Raw genomic sequence first — 16,781 nt, 5'->3', positions numbered from 1 at the left:
CAAGGGGAAAGGCTATGGCTGTGATCGTTATTACCGGCGGTACGGCGGGCGTGGGGAAAGCCACGGCGCTGCACTTTGCCAAAGCGGGCTACGATGTGGGCATCATTGCCCGCGACGAGCAGAGCCTGCGCTCCACAGAAGAGGAGTTGCGCCGTTTTGGGATCAACGCCCGTGCCGTTCAGGCCGACGTGGCCGACAGCAAGGCGGTGACCGATGCTGCTAACGAGATTGAATACCGGCTTGGGGCCATCGATGTGTGGGTGAATAACGCTATGGGCGGGATGCTGGCGCCGTTTCGCACCATGTCCCCGGAGGAGTTTCGCCGCGTCACCGAGGTGACCTATCTGGGCTATGTTAACGGCACCCGCGCCGCGCTGGAGTTAATGACCCCACGCGATCGCGGAACGATTATTCAGGTTGGCTCCGCGCTGGCCTACCGTTCCATTCCCTTGCAGTCAGCCTACTGCGGGGCGAAAGCCGCAATCCGCGGATTTACCGATGCTGTGCGCACCGAACTGATGCATGAAAACAGCCGGGTGCAGATCGCAATGGTACAGATGCCGGGCCTCAATACGCCGCAGTTCGAGTGGGCGAGGAATAAATTTGCCTGGGCGATGCGCCCGGTTCCTCCCGTTTTTCAGCCGGAAGTAGCTGCCAGCGCTATTTTTAAGGTGGCGCAGAAACCGGTGCGGGAACTGTGGGTGGGCAGCAGCACCGTCCAGTCGATTGTCGGGCAATTTCTTTTCCCCGGCTTTCTGGATCGGCTGATGGTTAAAAAGGCCTGGGAAGGGCAGATGACCGATACGTTAAATGCGGATGACCGTCAGGACTATCTGGATCAGCCGGTTAACGACCTGCATAAAATCCACGGGCACTTCACCGACGAAGCAAAAGAGCGCGCTATCAGCGTCACCTCCGGCATGCCGGGGAAAGTGCTGCTCGGCTCCCTTGCCGTCACGGGCGCGATCGTGGCCCGTCTGCTGCTCTCGCGTAGACGATAATCAGCGCAGTGCGGTACGATCGGTCCAGAACCAGCGGTAGCCATAGCCGCTGAGGTTAAGCGCGACGGTTTTGCCGCACACCAGCGCGTCGTTGTAGCGTTTGTCCGCCAGGCAGGCGGTCCAGGTCGCATGCCGGATCCCTCTGGCGGTAAAATTAACGGGCTTATCGCTGAAGTTTACGAAGGTCAGAATGCTGCGCGTGTCGGTTTCGTAATAGATCCCCAGTACCGCATCGCTGTCGATATTAATAAGACGAAACGGCGCGACGCCGATCTCAGGGAACTCCGAGCGCGTATTGGCGATATCGATAATGCAGTGCAGGAGTGAGTTGCGGTGCAACAGCGAATCCGCCACGTTGATTTTTTGATAGCGGTACGGGCCGTGGTCAATCATCGGGGCGACAAAAGTTTCCGGGTCGGCATCTGAGAAACCGCCGCCTTGCGATCCGGCCCACTGCATCGGGGTGCGTACGGCGTAACGCTCCTCAAGATCCAAATCATCCCCCATACCAATCTCATCCCCGTAGCGCATGACCGGTACGCCCGGTAGCGAAAACAAGACCGCATGGCAAAAGGCCAGCCGCTTTCGATCGCCATTAAGCATCGGTGCCAGACGGCGGCGGATACCTCGCTGATACACACTCATCTCTTCATCAGGGGCAAAGGTATCGATGACGGTCTGCTTCGCTTTTTTTCCTATCCCTTCCAGATCCAGCTCATCATGATTGCGCAGCCAGTTGGCGAAGCAGCAGGAGTCCGGCGGCACAATCATCTTCTTCACCGCGTTGCGCAGCGGTCGTGCGCTCTTCTCTGCCAGGCTGACGTAAAAGTACTTATTGAGCCAGAAATTCAGCACCAGGTTGAGCCGGTCGTTCTGACCAAAATAATCTTTGTAGGCCTCGACCTCCACGTCGACTTCGCCGAGCAGGATCGCGTCCGGGTTACGCTGCCCGATAAGACGGCGCAGATGCTCCAGGATCCACAGGCCGCGTTTTTCATCCCCACGTCCGGCCTGTTTTGTCAGGTGCGATGCCGCATCCAGGCGAAAGCCCGACACCCCGAGCTTTAGCCAGAAGATGATGATGTTCTCAATCTCCTTTAGCACCGCAGGGGAGGCCAGATTGAGATCCGGCTCGTGGTGATAAAACATATGCCGGTAGTATTGCCCCGCCTCGTCGTCCCATGTCCAGATGCTCTTCTCCACGCCGGGGAACATCGGTGGCGTATCGTCGTCGTCCGTGTCGGACCACAGGTAATAGTCACGGTAGGGTGACTGGGGGTTGCGGCGGGCCTGTTGAAACCAGGGATGCGCATCCGAGGTATGCTGGATCAGCAGCTCAATAATGACCTGCATCCCCAGCTCCCGCGCCTGTTCAATAAAGGCGATGATATCGTTGAGCTTGCCGAAGCGGGGATCGACCTGCAAATGGTCGCTCACGTCATAACCTTCATCGAGAAAAGGCGTGAGGTAAAACGGGGTGATCCAGATAACCGTCGCGCCCATCCGGCGGATGTAGCGCAGCTTCGCGGTGATTCCGGCGATGTCGCCACAGCCATCGCCGTTAAGATCGTAAAACAGGGCGGTATCAATCTGGTAAATAATGGCGCGTGTATGCCAGCCTGCCATAGCAATCCTTAATGATAACCTTCGGTATCAGACACTTTGCCCCGGAAGACGTAGTAGCTCCAGGCGGTATAAACCAAGATCACCGGGATGATTAACAGTGTACCAATCAGCATAAACAGCTGGCTGGCAGGCGGCGCGGCGGCTTCCCACAGGGTGATGTGCGGCGGAATAATGTGTGGCCACAGGCTGATGCCCAGGCCGCTAAAGCCGAGGAAGATCAGGCCCAGCGTTAACAGGAACGGACGGGCATGGCTGTCGGGATTGCGCGTCAGCCGCCAGATCCACAGGCTGAATACCGCCACCAGAACCGGAACTGGCAGGAACCAGAAGAAGTTAGGCAGAGTAAACCAGCGCTCGGCGACAAACTGCCAGCCGAGCGGGGTCCAGATACTTACCACCGCAATAACGGCAATCAGCGCCAGCAGCACGTGGCGGGTCAGCTCGCGCATCCGATATTGCAGCGCGCCTTCGCTTTTCATGATCAGCCACGTGGTAGCCAGCAGGGTATAGGCGACAATTAAGCCCAGCCCGCAGAACAGATTAAACGGGGTGAACCAGTCCAGCGAGGAGCCCACAAAGCGACGCCCTTCCACGTCAAAGCCGTTGATCATCGCGCCAACCACGATCCCCTGGCTGAAGGTTGCCAGCAGGGAACCGCCGGCAAAGGAGTAGTCCCAGAATTTGCGGTGTGAAGGGGTCGCCTTAAAGCGAAACTCAAACGCCACGCCGCGGAAAATAAGCCCGATCAGCATGGCCGTCAGCGGGATGGTCAGGGCATCGATTATTACCGCGTAGGCCAGCGGAAACGCGCCGAACAACCCTGCGCCGCCGAGGACCAGCCAGGTTTCATTTCCGTCCCAGACCGGGGCGACGCTGTTCACCATCACGTCGCGCTCTTTGGCATCGCCCACAAAGCTGAACAGCATGCCGATACCGAGATCGAAACCGTCCATGATGATGTACATCAGCGTGGCGAAGACAATAATGGCAAACCAGATGACCGGGATATCGACGCCCATCAGATCTTCTCCTCTTCCGGAACAGACTCGGCGGCGGACAGCGGACGGGCAGGGGTGCCCGATGTATTAGACGTTAGCGTGCCCACAGGCTGCGGACCTTTCTTAATCAACCGGGCGAGATACACATAACCCACGCCAAATACCGAACAGTAGACCACGATAAAGGCCAGCAGGCTGATGCTCATCTGCAACGTACTGTGCAGAGACACCGCATCTATCGTGCGCAGATAGCCGTAAACGACCCACGGCTGGCGGCCCACTTCGGTGGTGACCCACCCGGCGAGCAGCGCGAGCAGTCCGGCAGGCCCCATACAGAGGGCAAACCAGTGGAATGGCCGCGAGTGATAGAGTCGACGGCGATAGCGCAGCCAGACGCTCAGCACGCCAAGGGTAATCATCAGCAGCCCCATGCCGACCATAATGCGGAAGGACCAGAAGACGATGAGCGAGTTAGGGCGGTCCTCTTTCGGGAAATCCTTCAGCGCCGGGACCTGTTTATCCAGGCTGTGCGTCAGGATCAGGCTGCCGAGCGCGGGAATTTCAAGCCCGTATTTGGTGCGCTCCTCTTCCATATCCGGTACGCCAAACAGCAGCAGCGGGGTGGCCTCGCCGGGCGGGTTTTCCCAGTGGCCTTCAATCGCGGCGATTTTGGCAGGCTGGTGCTCAAGCGTATTCAGGCCGTGCATATCCCCAACCACGGCCTGAATGGGCGCGACCAGCAGCGCCATCCACATGGCCATGGAGAACATTGTGCGAATAGCGGGCGTATCGTTACCGCGCAGCAGATGCCATGCCCCGGATGCGCCCACAAACAAGGCGCTGCACAGGAAGGCGGCGATGGACATATGGATCAGGCGGTAAGGGAATGAGGGGTTAAAGATAATGGCCAGCCAGTCTTCGGGAATGACCTGACCGTTCTGAATACTGAAGCCCTGCGGGGTGTGCATCCAGCTGTTGGAGGCGAGGATCCAGAAGGTGGACATCAGCGTGCCCAGCGCCACCATGCAGGTGGCAAAGAAGTGCAGGCCGGGGCCGACCTTGTTCCAGCCGAACAGCATCACGCCTAAGAAACCAGCTTCCAGGAAGAAGGCGGTTAAGACTTCATAGGTGAGCAGAGGGCCGGTTATGCTGCCTGCGAACTGGGAAAAGCCGCTCCAGTTAGTCCCAAACTGGTAAGCCATGACCAGCCCGGAAACCACGCCCATACCAAAGTTGACGGCGAAAATTTTCAGCCAGAAATGGTATAGCGAGCGCCAGACATCATTTTTGGTGCGAAGCCACATGCCTTCGAGAACCACCAGATAGCTCGCAAGCCCGATGGTGATCGCCGGGAAGAGAATATGAAAAGAGACGGTAAAGGCGAACTGTATCCTGGCCAGATGAAACGCATCAAGCTCGAACATGCTCCGTACCTCTGGAACTGATAGCGCACAAGGCATTGCCAGACAGCCTCAGGCTGCCTGGCAAAACCGGTTACGGTTTTTTCTTACCTGCACCAAGCTCGGCACCGGTAAGCGGATCGGCATTGGGGTCGGATTTCGTGCGTGCGCACATCGCTTTGACCAGCGTTTCCTGCTCTGTAGTGAGCGTTACGCTTGCGCCGCCGTCACCGCCATCGACCGCTGGCTGAGGAGATTCCACGTAGTCGAAGTGCTTATCGCTGTTCCAGCTGCCGCGAACTTCTCCCCCCTCAGACATATTGTAGTACTTGTTGGTGTACTCTTCGATTGGCGGCAATTTACCCGGTGGGAAATTGTTACGGATCGACTGGAGCGCCTTCTCAAACGAGAGCTGGTGTGCTGCCTCACGCGTCATTAAAAACGCCAGCGCATCTTTAACACCCGGATCGTCCGTTACGTTAATAAGCCGTTCGTAGATAATTTTGGCGCGCGCCTCGGCCGCTATGTTAGAGCGCAGATCCGCGGTCGGTTCGCCAATGGTATCCACGTACGCCGCCGTCCACGGTACGCCTGCGGAGTTAGTAAGCGGAGTACCGCCGCCGTAGAGCAGCGAGGTGATATGACTGTCGTTGCCGTTCTCGGTCATGGAGCGGTACAGTTCCGCTTCATTTTCAACGCCTTCCGCCAGTTCGCCTTTCGCACCCTTATTGAGCATACCCACCAGGGTGCCGATAATTTCCAGGTGACTTAACTCCTCGGTCGCGATATCCATCAGCATATCTTTACGACCGGGATCGTCGTCGCTCAATCCTTGCGTAAAGTAACGACATGCCGCGGCAAGTTCGCCCTGTGGCCCGCCAAACTGCTCAAGCAGAAGATTGGCCAGGCCCGGATTCGGTTCGGCTACGCGTACCGTGTATTGCAGCTGTTTTACGTGTCGAAACATACATTCTCCCTCTTTTGTTATTTTTTAGCTTCAACGCCATCCGCGTCGGAGCGCAGCAGGAACTGTTCCGTCGTCTGTGGAATATGCTGGAGCAGCCAGTCTGCCATCTGGCGCTCTTCTTCCAGAATGGATTCAAGGGCTGGAATGGAGGCGGTATCGCCCGCTTGTTTGGCCGCAGCCAGCAGAGAGGTGTAGCAGGCAATTTCAAACTGCTCAAAAACGTAGCCGCTGATAGAGCCTTTAACAATTTCGTCGGAAGGGAACATGCCGCCAATGGACTGGCCGAGCGCCGCCATTTTACTCATGGAATCTTTTATGACCGAACGGGAAATATCATTGCGGTCGAGAATTTCTTCCAGCACGGTAATTTGGTGTTTAGTTTCATTAACGTGTTGTTCAATTCGTGCACGTAAGTCGGGATAATTATCAATACGGCTGGCCATTGATTCCAGCATGGATTCGGCTTGCTTTTCCATCGCATGGGCATCGCGTAGCCAATCATGGTAGTGTTCTACATGATTCATAATTAACTCCTGTGATTTATTTTCTGGTTAATTTTTGGTGCTGATGCTCATCAGATATTAATTATCCTTTCTGGGCTTTTTGATTAATATTACCGACAGCCAGATCGGTTAATTTGAGATCGGTTTCTTTTTCTTCTTCCAGCGTTTCGGCAAGAAGTTTAACGGCTTTTTTATAGCCTAATTGTTCAGCCAGGGTGGCCAGGGTGCCGTAGCTGGCAATTTCGTAATGTTCAACTTTCTGAGCTGCGGCAATTAATGCAGCGTCACGCACTTCATTTTTCTCAGTGCTCTCAATAACTTCGTTGGCTTCTTCAATTAAGCCTTCCATCGCAACGCATTTCATGCGCTTCAGTTTGAGACCGGATTCCTGCTCAATAATCTGATCGATACGTTCGATCTGTCCCTGCGTCTCTTCGAGGTGAGCCGTGAACGCGGCACTCAGCTTCTCGCTGGAGGCGGCGCGGGCGAGTTTGCCTAGCGCGCGGGTCAGCTGCTTCTCAGCGCTGTAGGTATCGGACAGAAGGTGAATAAACACATCTTCGACACTTTTCATATTCATATTTCTACGCTCCAGTAAAATAAAGTAAGGGTACTGCGAGCCGCCAGGCCCGCAGCATGCTCTTGGTATATTTATAAGAGCTTTAAATAAGATCAGGAGTTATCAGATTTACGGCCTCCGCCGTGACTGTTCTGTCCCCCTTTCTTACCCGCTTCAGATGCGCGTTGTGGGTCGTTTTTGAAATTACCACCGCTGTGCTGGCCACCTTTACGTCCAGCTTCTGATGCTTTATCACGGTCTTCAGCGAAATTACCGGAACCACCACGATGTTGCTCTGCCATATATCAACCCTCATGTTGCGTTTATGTCAGGAGATACGATAAGTAATTCGTATCATTTGTCGTTCAGGAATTAACATTAGTCGTTATGTGAGAAGAGTCAAATTTCTTGTCTCGGTTGTTTTGCGGTATTTGTGCAGGGAGCGATGAAATACCGCTTCGTTATGAATTTTAAAAATGGACGCTAAATCCATCGGTTAGGAGAAAATAAAGCAGAAAGTTAAGATTGCGCTTAGCTAATAATCCTAATATGAACGTGGCGGGAATAATTACAAGAATTGACGCAGCGCAAAAATATATCTTCGCAACGGGTGGCTCTGTATTCGGAATAATCTTATGAGCGTGACAAAATAACGCGTTGAAAAGCGTGTGAACGAACCTCTTTTTTGACGTGGTAAGGCGGATCGGGTGAGGGTATGCTTCTTTTGTCACCACAATAATTACAGAGGCAATGTCATGGATCAGGAGCTACTGGATGCGGGCTACCGGGCCTATACCGGTGAGAAAATCGATGTTTACTTCAACACCGGGATCTGCAAACACTCAGGCAACTGCGTGCGCGGCAGCGCGGCGCTGTTCGACCTGAAGCGTAAACCGTGGATCGCCCCGGATGAAGTGGATACAGAAACGGTTATACGCGTAATTGATACCTGCCCGAGCGGTGCGCTGAAGTACCGTCAAAAATAAGCGAGGAACCATGGATATTCTTGAAGGCCATAACAAGTTTTACGTGAATGACGCCGAAGGCAATCAGGTCGCGGAGATCGTCTTTGTCCCAACCGGCGAGCATCTGAGCATCATCGAGCACACCGATGTGGATCCGAGCCTGAAAGGGCAGGGTGTGGGTAAACAGCTGGTGGCGAAGGTGGTAGAGAAGATGCGCGGGGAGAACCGTAAAATTATCCCGCTGTGTCCGTTTGCGAAGCATGAGTTTGATAATACGCGGGAGTATGACGATATTCGGGCGTAAAACAGATGCCCGGCATTGCGCCGGGCAGCACACTCAACCCACAAACATCACCGACACACACAGCACACCCACAATCAGCGTCAGCAGGTTACCGATGGAGCGGTACGGTTTTAACGACGGGATCAGGTACGTTGACAGCGTCGGCATGATGAACAGGATCATGGCGATAAGCGGACCGCTGATGGCGTAAATCATCGAGATGGCATTCGGGTTGATGCAGCAGACCACAAAGGTAATCAGCGACACGCCGAGAATCGAAACCGCACGGTTAAAGGCGCGGCTTTTCTTGACCCCCACCTGATTCAGCGACGACTTCACAATTTCCGTTGCCCCTTCAATCACGCCAAAATAGGTGCCGAGGAACGATTTCGACATCGCAATAATCGCCACGATAATGCCGGAAATGCCCAGCCATGCCGGGGACGATGGCATCATCGACAGCGCGGACAGGATCGTCACCCCTTCCTCTTTTGCCGCCACGATATACGACGGTGGAATCGAAAGCAGGCAGCTGAACACAAAGAACAGCACGCTGAGGCAGATGATCAGGTACGCCACTTTCATGATTTTTTTGCATTTACCCATCGCCTCTTCACCGTATTTCTCGCGACGGTCTACGGCGAAGGTCGAGATGATCGGAGTATGGCTAAAAGCGAAAACCATCACCGGGATCGAAATCCACACCTGGTGCAGCGTATGCTGGTCGAAGGCCATCTGGCTGGTCAGCAGCGACGGCTGCCAGCTGCCCGTCAGATACAGCGAGACAAACAGGAAATAGGCGATCAGCGGAAAGACAAGGAAACCCATCACCTTAATGGTGATGTGCCGCCCCATCAGGAAGATCAGATTCAAAATCAGCACTACGCCAAAGCTCACCAGCATCCGCATGCCGGTATCCACCGTCATCCGTTTCGCCAGCTGTTCAGTGAGTGAGTTGGTTATCGCCACCGCGTAAATCAGAACTACCACAAAGAAGGCCACAAAATAGAGTGTGGTGATCAGATTGCCGATCTTTTTGCCGTAGTAATGCGAAACGGCACCGGTGATCCCTTCGTTGCCTTTCGTCTTCGACGACAGAATAAATTGCGCCAGCGCTTTATGCGGCCAGTAGGTTAAGGGATACGCCACAAGGGCGGTGATCAGCAGGACAATCGCGCCAGCAGAGCCGAGCTGAATGGGCAAGAACAGGGTTCCTGCGCCCACGGCAGTGCCGTAGAGGGCGAAACTCCAGAGAGTCTCTTCTTTTGACCAAATTTTCGACATTAGAGCAACGTATCAACTATAAAACGAACAAAAAGGAGTGCAATTTACCATAATTATGCGTTGAGGTCGCCGTTGCTTCGCAGGGGGTGGGCCGGAGCAGGTCTCCGGCCGGAAGGTTATTCGCTTGCCAGGGCGCGTCGTTGCTGGCGGCGCTTGATGATTTTCTCCCGCAGGGTGTCGTACGCCCAGTTGTAGAGCATGGTGTACGGCAGGAAGAACAGAAAGAAACCAAATTCCAGGGTAAAAGCCTGGAGCAGCGTCACGCCCAGCACGGCGGCAACGATGGTTACGCCAATCACAATAAAGCCGCATTCAAAACCCAGGGCATGCAGGGCGCGCACTTTCGCCGTGCGCTTCACCCGCTGGACGGGCCAGAAACGGTCGAAGCCAAAGTTATAGATAATGTTCCAGAGCATTGCCGTGGTCGCCAGAATAATGGTGAGACCCCCCATTTCAACCACCGAGCGCTGCATTAGCCACGCGGCCGTCGGGGCGAGGATCGCCGTAGCAATGCCTTCAAAACAGACGGCATGGAAGATCCGCTCCGGCAATTTACGTTGGAGTGCATCCTGATGTTGCATATTTACCTCATATTGACGCCAGTATGGGCGTTGATGCGGCCTATTCTTATCGTTTAAGGTGATATATAAAAGATGGTATCCATCGATAAAGTGGATACATCATGCGTTACTCTCCCGAAGCACTGACCGCGTTTGTTGAAACAGTCGCCGCAGGTTCGTTTTCTGCTGCGGCACGGCGGCTGCGTAAAAGCCAGTCCACCATCAGCACCTCCATCGCCAACCTTGAAGCTGACCTTGGCTTTGAGCTGTTCGATCGCTCGGCGCGTCACCCGGTATTAACCGCCCAGGGTGAACAGGTGCTGGGCTATGTCCAGTCGATACTCGCCGCCAGCGCGCGCCTGGATGAGCTGGCCGTATCGTTAACCGCGCAAACGGAGGCGCGTTTTACCTTTGTTCTCTCCGATACGCTTAACCCGGCCGTGCTGGAAGAGATGATGAGCCAGTTCGACCAGCGTTTTCCGCACACGGAATTTGAGTGCCTGATTGGAGAAGAGGAGGACGTGATCGATCTGCTGCAAAAGGAGCGGGCGCAAATTGGCCTGACGGAAGCGCGCGACAGCTACCCGACCGATATTGGCGCGACCCGTCTGCCTATGCAGACGCGGATGGCCATCTACGTTTCTGCCGGACATCCTCTGGCAGGGCAACATGAGACGCAGGCGGACGAGCTGCATGGCTGGCGCGAGCTGCGGTTGAGCACCTATCTTGAACGGGAAGCGCCCCTTTCGCGCGGGCCGGTCTGGTCTGCGCCGAATTATCTGTTACTGCTGAGCATGGCGGTACAGGGCTTTGGCTGGTGCGCGTTACCCTGCGCGCTGGTCGACGAATTTGCCGCGTCGAAATCGCTGGTTCAGCTGAACGTGCCGGGCTGGCCGAGGTCGATTGCCATCGATCTGGTATGGAACAAACGAACCCCGCCCGGCGTCGCCGGAAGCTGGCTGCGCCAGTACTTACAGGACGCACGATAATCCTGTGACTAAACTCACTATTTTTAAACATTTGCGTCAATTGTTGATAACAATCCTCTACTATCGTCATGTCATTTTGCACAGAGGTCGTGATGAAAGATGTCGTTATAGTGGGTGCGTTACGTACGGCTATCGGCTGTTTTCAGGGAGCGCTTGCGCGTCACTCTGCGGTTGATCTTGGCAGCGTGGTGGTAAGAGCGCTGGTGGAACGCAGCGGGATTGCCGCACATGAAATTGATGAGGTGATCCTGGGCCAGGTGCTGACCGCTGGCGCGGGACAAAACCCTGCGCGCCAGGCGGCGCTGAAGGGCGGCCTGCCTAATACCGTTTCGGCAATTACCATCAACGACGTCTGTGGTTCAGGTTTGAAAGCGCTCCATCTTGCGACGCAGGCCATCCAGTGCGGTGAAGCGGACGTGGTCATTGCTGGCGGGCAGGAGAATATGAGCCGCGCCCCGCATGTCCTGACCGACAGCCGGACCGGCGCGCAGCTCGGGAATAGTCAGCTGCTTGACAGCCTGGTTCACGACGGGCTGTGGGACGCCTTCAACGACTACCATATGGGCGTAACGGCGGAAAACCTGGCGCGGGAATACGGTATCAGCCGCGAGCTTCAGGATGCATATGCCCTCAGCTCACAGCAAAAAGCGCGTGCAGCGATCGACTCCGGGCGTTTTCGCGATGAAATTGTCCCGGTCAGTACCCAGCGCCAGAACGGCGAAGCGCTCATCGTCGATACCGACGAGCAGCCGCGCACCGATGCCAGCGCAGAAGGGCTGGCAAAACTCGATCCGGCCTTTGAAACGCTCGGTTCCGTAACGGCAGGCAACGCCTCATCCATTAACGACGGTGCGGCGGCGGTGATGATGATGAGTGAAAGCAAAGCCCAGGAGCTGGCGCTGCCGGTGCTGGCGCGGATTAAAGCGTTTGCCAGCGTGGGCGTTGATCCCGCGTTAATGGGGATCGCCCCGGTCTATGCCACGCGCCGCTGCCTGGAGCGGGCGGGCTGGGAGTTGAACGATGTGGATCTGATTGAGGTCAACGAAGCTTTTGCTGCACAGGCGATCTCGGTCGGGAAAATGCTGGAATGGGATCCGCTGCGGGTCAACGTCAACGGCGGAGCCATCGCGCTGGGCCATCCCATTGGCGCCTCCGGCTGCCGCATTCTGGTGTCGCTGGTCCACGAAATGAAAAAGCGTAACGCCCGAAAAGGGATCGCAACGCTCTGTATTGGCGGGGGGCAGGGGGTGGCCCTGGCTATCGAACGGTAATTTCTCCCTCTGCGCACAGAAAACCTCCCACGGGAGGTTTTTTTGTGTCCGCAGAATCCTTTTTTAACACTTATGCGTTCTTTCTGAAGCCCGCAATAATTATTGCGCGGTTAATTATTGGCTTTGTGAAGTGCTTAATGTGATCTCACGCCTGAAATTTACGGTTAATACCCTTTTTTTGTTGATGGGGTTCACGTCAATCTTTGCCAAAAAAAATGAAACAAATAATTTCGATCCTTGTCACTAAAATAACGGTGCATAAAAAATAAACTTAGGTTTCATAAAAACGAAACGTTATTTTAATTGAGGGTTTTTTCATGTTTAAGAAATCTCTGCTCCTTGCTTCCCTTATTAGTGCCTCTTTTGCGGCTAGCGCCGTTACCGTCGATCTGCGTCACGAATATATTGACAGCGGCTCGAATGCCGACCGTGTTGCCGTCTCGCACCGCTTTGATAATGGCTTTGGTTTTTCAGTCGAGGCGAAGTGGAAATCAGGCGGGGACAAGGCAGATCAGCCATTCGCGGATGTAGTGGGGAACGGTCACGAAGATCAGATTAGCTGGCGCTGGAAAGCGACAGACAATATCGCCCTGACCCCTGCGTTTACGATTGAAAGCACAGACAGTCGCACCATTTATAAACCGAATCTGCATGTGCAATATAGTTTCGATAATGGCTTCTACGTGGCTGCGCGTTACCGTTACGAATATACCCGCTACCCGTCAAGCTCAAATAAGGACGATGATAAAGTTAACCGTGGCGATGCGTGGGTCGGTTGGGTATTAGGTGACTGGCGTACCGAGCTGAACTATGTTTACGCGAAAAGTTCTGAAGGCGTGGCCCGAAATAACAATAAAGATTATTCCAACGAATATAACGCCAAGCTGGCCTACAAATGGGATAAAAACTGGGCGCCGTATGTGGAGGTGGGCAACGTGGGGGTTAAAGACACGGACGAACGCCAGACCCGTTTCCGTTTAGGCGTGGCGTACGCCTTCTGATAATTTATCTTCTTCGCTAAAACCGCCGGGTGGCGCTAACGCTTACCCGGCCTACACCTTCTTATCCGACCTACACCTTCCTTCCAATCCGTCGTTTCGTAGGCCGGGTAAGCGAAGCGCCACCCGGCAAAAAGCGCCGCGCAATCACCTAAAAAAAAGCCCTCCGAATCGGAGGGCAAGGCCAGTTACAGAAACACTAACTCAAATCAGACATGCAACATTTCAGGTTGCTCAGGGAGTTTCGCGATATAGAGGGCCGGTTTGCCGTCTTTATCGGAACTGTACAGCACCGCTTTTTCGTCCGGCGTGAAGGACGGATGCGGGTGGGTTACCTGGCGGCTGTTCGCCACCGTAGCCCATGAGGTGTCATGACGGGCGATGCGGTAACAGGCTTTCTTCGCCACGTCAAAGGCATACAGATAAGGATCGTTATCAATGGTGTAGCCGCCGGTGTCTTTCACATCGACAGGCGTACCGGAGCCGTCGCCAACCAGCAGGGTGCCGTCGACGTTGCTCATCAGATGCGAACAGGCGGGCATGTTCATTACCGCTTCATTCACGCCGGTGTCCGGGTTGAAGCGGGAGATGGTGCGCCCTTGCTGACCTTTCAGGTAAGAAACGTAGATCAGCGCGGACCCGTCCGGCACCCAAAATTCATGTGTACAGCTTTCACCTTCCGCGTGCGTTTTCACTTTCCGCACGTTGCTGCCATCTTCGTTCACCAGCCACATGCGGGCGTCGACCAGGTCGTGCGGCCCTTCATGACAGAAGGCCACGGTATTGTCATCGAACGGGCGATAAATCGGATGTCCCAGCCAGATCTTCTCGTCATGAATGGTGGTGCTTTCACCCGTTTTCAGATCAACGCGCAGCAGGCGGCAGTGCGGCCCTTTGTGGAAGAAGTCGTGGAAAATTTTCCAGTCGTTGAGTGGCGTCCAGTCGCGTCTGGCAACCTCAATACCCACCAGTTTGGTGCAGTCGCTGTTCGCGACCCAGGTGCCGTAGCCGACCCACTCTTCCGGAACGCGGTACACTTCGCGCTCTGCCAGCGTCTGTAAATCCACCTCCAGCAGGGTGCGATCGTTCTTCACATAGTAGAGGGATTTATCGTCCGGAGAGAGAAAACCGCCAAAGGTGTTATCGCCCGCGCCTTCGGTCAACTGTACCGCTTCGGCTTTTTTCAGATCCAACAGGTAATAGTTCCAGTGACCGTCGAACTCCCCGGCGAACAGCAGGTGGCTGCCATCGTTAAAGAAGCACTTCTGGTAAAAGTAGTTGCGATGACAGGTTACTTCCGGTGGGGTCAGGCGGGTGACTTCCACGCCTGTATCCGGATCGCGGCTGACCTCGTAGTTCAGCTTGACCCGCATACCTTTAGCCATAATGCACTCCTTTGAACGCGTAATGTAGGTTGAAAACTGGGTGTTAAATTATCAAAACGTTGTTTCATTATGTGTGACTGACAGCGCACTTTCTCAGTTTCATTAACCAGATTGAGGGTCTTAAAGATTTATCGTGATCGAAACACCATTTCTGGCATAAACAAGCAGAAAAAATGAAACGTTGTTTTAAATGCAATTGAAAACCCCGTGGTCAGGGGATAATATGTGTTCATCACGAAAACGGAACGTTGTTTCGTTATTTATCTTTGCCTTCGGGCACGATCAATTCTGGAGGTTTACGTGGACGTCAGACAAAGCATCCACAGTGCGCACGCTAAAACGCTGGATACTCAGGGGCTGCGCAGTGAGTTTTTAGTTGAGCAAGTGTTCGAAGCCGACAAGTACACCATGGTCTACAGCCATATTGACCGCATTATTGTGGGCGGGATTATGCCGGTAGCGAAAACCGTCTCCGTGGGCGGTGAAGTGGGCAAACAGCTGGGCGTGAGCTACTTCCTCGAACGCCGTGAACTGGGCGTGATTAACATCGGCGGGCCGGGCACCATTACCGTCGATGGCCAGTGCTACGAAATTGGTCACCGCGACGCGCTGTACGTCGGCAAAGGGGCGAAAGAAGTGGTGTTCGCCAGCATTGATGGCAGCAAACCGGCGAAGTTTTACTACAACTGCGCCCCGGCTCATACGACTTACCCTACCAAAAAAGTCACGCCAGCGGATGTTGCCCCGGTGACCCTTGGCGATAACCTCACCAGCAACCGTCGCACCATCAACAAATACTTTGTTCCGGATGTGCTGGAAACCTGTCAGCTCAGCATGGGGCTGACCGAACTTGCGCCGGGCAACCTGTGGAACACCATGCCGTGCCATACCCACGAGCGCCGCATGGAGGTCTACTTCTATTTCAACATGGATGAAGACGCCTGCGTGTTCCACATGATGGGACAGCCGCAGGAGACGCGCCATATCGTTATGCACAACGAGCAGGCGGTCATTTCGCCGAGCTGGTCCATCCACTCTGGCGTGGGAACGAAAGCCTATACCTTTATCTGGGGTATGGTCGGTGAAAACCAGGTCTTCGATGACATGGACCACGTCGCTGTTAAGGATCTGCGCTAGTCGCAGGCAGTTAAGTATATATCTGCCTGTTGCTGACAGGCGCTGAACGATTAAGGAATAAACATGATTCTGGATGCATTTTCTCTGCAAGGTAAAGTGGCTGTGGTTTCCGGTTGTGACACCGGGCTGGGGCAGGGTATGGCGTTAGGTCTGGCTGAAGCGGGCTGCGATATCGTCGGGATTAACATCGTTGAGCCAACGGAAACCATCGAGCGCGTTACCGCACTGGGCCGCCGTTTCCTGAGCCTGACCGCGGACCTGCGCAAAATCGATGCGATCCCTGAGCTGCTGGATCGCGCGGTGGCGGAGTTTGGGCATATCGATATTCTGGTCAACAACGCCGGCCTGATCCGTCGTGAAGACGCGATTAACTTCAGCGAAACGGACTGGGACGACGTGATGAATCTGAACATCAAGAGCGTGTTCTTTATGTCCCAGGCGGCTGCGAAGCACTTCATCGCCCAGGGGAAAGGGGGCAAGATCATCAATATTGCCTCCATGCTCTCTTTCCAGGGCGGCATCCGCGTGCCGTCTTACACCGCATCGAAGAGTGCCGTGATGGGCGTGACCCGTCTGCTGGCGAACGAGTGGGCGCAGCACAACATCAACGTCAACGCGATTGCGCCGGGCTACATGGCCACCAACAATACCCAGCAGCTGCGTGCGGATGAAGAGCGCAGCGCGGCAATCCTGGAGCGTATTCCAGCGGGTCGCTGGGGTCTGCCGAGCGATCTGATGGGCCCGGTTGTGTTCCTGGCGTCCCCGGCTTCGGATTATATTAACGGCTACACCGTTGCCGTTGACGGCGGCTGGCTGGCACGATAATTCACCCCGAATAAAGAACCTCTGCCCTCG

The 16,781-nt window shown here is 54.8% G+C and carries 18 protein-coding genes; 8 read left to right on the top strand and 10 right to left on the bottom strand.

Annotation, left to right across the window (positions count from 1 at the left end; genetic code table 11):
* Positions 1–14 precede the first annotated feature (14 nt).
* Positions 15–1,001 carry an SDR family oxidoreductase gene (locus SK50_RS20085; RefSeq protein WP_015571781.1) on the top strand — a complete coding sequence of 329 codons (987 nt, stop codon included), beginning with the start codon at positions 15–17 and terminating at the stop codon, positions 999–1,001.
* Here the strand turns inward: SK50_RS20085 and SK50_RS20080 are convergent, their stop codons facing one another.
* From SK50_RS20080 to SK50_RS20050, 7 genes are all read right to left on the bottom strand, one after another.
* Complete coding sequence (locus tag SK50_RS20080; RefSeq protein ID WP_048229863.1) at positions 1,002–2,627, bottom strand: alpha-amylase family protein; 1,626 nt, start codon at positions 2,625–2,627, stop codon at positions 1,002–1,004.
* A gap of 8 nt (positions 2,628–2,635) precedes the next feature.
* Positions 2,636–3,646, bottom strand: a complete 1,011-nt coding sequence (gene cydB, locus SK50_RS20075; RefSeq protein ID WP_032619095.1) for a cytochrome d ubiquinol oxidase subunit II — start codon at positions 3,644–3,646, stop codon at positions 2,636–2,638.
* Complete coding sequence (locus SK50_RS20070; protein WP_017382872.1) at positions 3,646–5,049, bottom strand: cytochrome ubiquinol oxidase subunit I; 1,404 nt, start codon at positions 5,047–5,049, stop codon at positions 3,646–3,648. The genes cydB and SK50_RS20070 overlap by 1 nt, the downstream gene beginning before the upstream one ends.
* A 70-nt stretch (positions 5,050–5,119) precedes the next feature.
* The gene (locus SK50_RS20065; protein WP_015571777.1) at positions 5,120–5,992 is read right to left on the bottom strand and encodes a manganese catalase family protein; all 873 of its coding nucleotides are present in this window, start codon (positions 5,990–5,992) and stop codon (positions 5,120–5,122) included.
* 17 nt (positions 5,993–6,009) lie between these two features.
* Entirely contained in the window at positions 6,010–6,516 is a 507-nt protein-coding gene (locus SK50_RS20060) for a ferritin-like domain-containing protein (protein WP_017382870.1), read from the bottom strand.
* A 61-nt stretch (positions 6,517–6,577) separates the two neighbouring features.
* Positions 6,578–7,075, bottom strand: a complete 498-nt coding sequence (locus tag SK50_RS20055; RefSeq protein ID WP_045344640.1) for a YciE/YciF ferroxidase family protein — start codon at positions 7,073–7,075, stop codon at positions 6,578–6,580.
* 92 nt (positions 7,076–7,167) lie between these two features.
* The gene (locus tag SK50_RS20050; protein ID WP_000840442.1) at positions 7,168–7,356 is read right to left on the bottom strand and encodes a con-10 family general stress protein; all 189 of its coding nucleotides are present in this window, start codon (positions 7,354–7,356) and stop codon (positions 7,168–7,170) included.
* Positions 7,357–7,809: 453 nt separating this feature from the next.
* Here SK50_RS20050 and yjdI point away from each other — a divergent pair, with 453 nt between their 5' ends.
* Positions 7,810–8,040: a 4Fe-4S mono-cluster protein YjdI gene (yjdI, locus tag SK50_RS20045; protein ID WP_006811847.1), complete on the top strand. Its 231-nt coding sequence runs from the start codon at positions 7,810–7,812 to the stop codon at positions 8,038–8,040.
* 10 nt (positions 8,041–8,050) lie between these two features.
* Entirely contained in the window at positions 8,051–8,323 is a 273-nt protein-coding gene (locus tag SK50_RS20040; RefSeq protein ID WP_006811846.1) for a GNAT family N-acetyltransferase, read from the top strand.
* A gap of 33 nt (positions 8,324–8,356) precedes the next feature.
* Here the strand turns inward: SK50_RS20040 and SK50_RS20035 are convergent, their stop codons facing one another.
* On the bottom strand, positions 8,357–9,586 hold the full coding sequence (locus SK50_RS20035) for an amino acid permease (RefSeq protein ID WP_045344639.1): 1,230 nt from the start codon (positions 9,584–9,586) through the stop codon (positions 8,357–8,359).
* A gap of 116 nt (positions 9,587–9,702) precedes the next feature.
* Positions 9,703–10,167: a multidrug/biocide efflux PACE transporter gene (locus SK50_RS20030; protein WP_045344638.1), complete on the bottom strand. Its 465-nt coding sequence runs from the start codon at positions 10,165–10,167 to the stop codon at positions 9,703–9,705.
* A gap of 101 nt (positions 10,168–10,268) precedes the next feature.
* Between SK50_RS20030 and SK50_RS20025 the strand changes: the two genes are divergently transcribed.
* The 3 genes from SK50_RS20025 to SK50_RS20015 all read left to right on the top strand — a co-directional run bounded on the left by SK50_RS20025 (position 10,269) and on the right by SK50_RS20015 (position 13,407).
* Positions 10,269–11,135: a LysR family transcriptional regulator gene (locus SK50_RS20025; RefSeq protein ID WP_015571771.1), complete on the top strand. Its 867-nt coding sequence runs from the start codon at positions 10,269–10,271 to the stop codon at positions 11,133–11,135.
* Between the two features lie 92 nt (positions 11,136–11,227).
* A complete protein-coding gene (locus SK50_RS20020; protein ID WP_015571770.1) occupies positions 11,228–12,406 on the top strand; it encodes an acetyl-CoA C-acetyltransferase in 1,179 nt (392 codons plus the stop codon).
* A gap of 317 nt (positions 12,407–12,723) precedes the next feature.
* The gene (locus tag SK50_RS20015; RefSeq protein WP_045344637.1) at positions 12,724–13,407 is read left to right on the top strand and encodes an oligogalacturonate-specific porin KdgM family protein; all 684 of its coding nucleotides are present in this window, start codon (positions 12,724–12,726) and stop codon (positions 13,405–13,407) included.
* Positions 13,408–13,613: 206 nt separating this feature from the next.
* Here SK50_RS20015 and SK50_RS20010 read toward each other — a convergent pair whose 3' ends face one another.
* The gene (locus SK50_RS20010; protein WP_048229861.1) at positions 13,614–14,789 is read right to left on the bottom strand and encodes an oligogalacturonate lyase family protein; all 1,176 of its coding nucleotides are present in this window, start codon (positions 14,787–14,789) and stop codon (positions 13,614–13,616) included.
* A 300-nt stretch (positions 14,790–15,089) separates the two neighbouring features.
* Here SK50_RS20010 and kduI point away from each other — a divergent pair, with 300 nt between their 5' ends.
* Complete coding sequence (gene kduI / locus SK50_RS20005; protein ID WP_017382863.1) at positions 15,090–15,926, top strand: 5-dehydro-4-deoxy-D-glucuronate isomerase; 837 nt, start codon at positions 15,090–15,092, stop codon at positions 15,924–15,926.
* Positions 15,927–15,989: 63 nt separating this feature from the next.
* Positions 15,990–16,751 carry a 2-dehydro-3-deoxy-D-gluconate 5-dehydrogenase KduD gene (gene kduD / locus SK50_RS20000; protein ID WP_003862835.1) on the top strand — a complete coding sequence of 254 codons (762 nt, stop codon included), beginning with the start codon at positions 15,990–15,992 and terminating at the stop codon, positions 16,749–16,751.
* Positions 16,752–16,781: the final 30 nt, after the last annotated feature.

It is taken from the genome of Enterobacter sp. BWH64, from assembly GCF_001037645.1.
Lineage (GTDB): Bacteria > Pseudomonadota > Gammaproteobacteria > Enterobacterales > Enterobacteriaceae > Enterobacter > Enterobacter hormaechei_C.
This window is presented reverse-complemented; position numbering and strand designations above follow the sequence as displayed.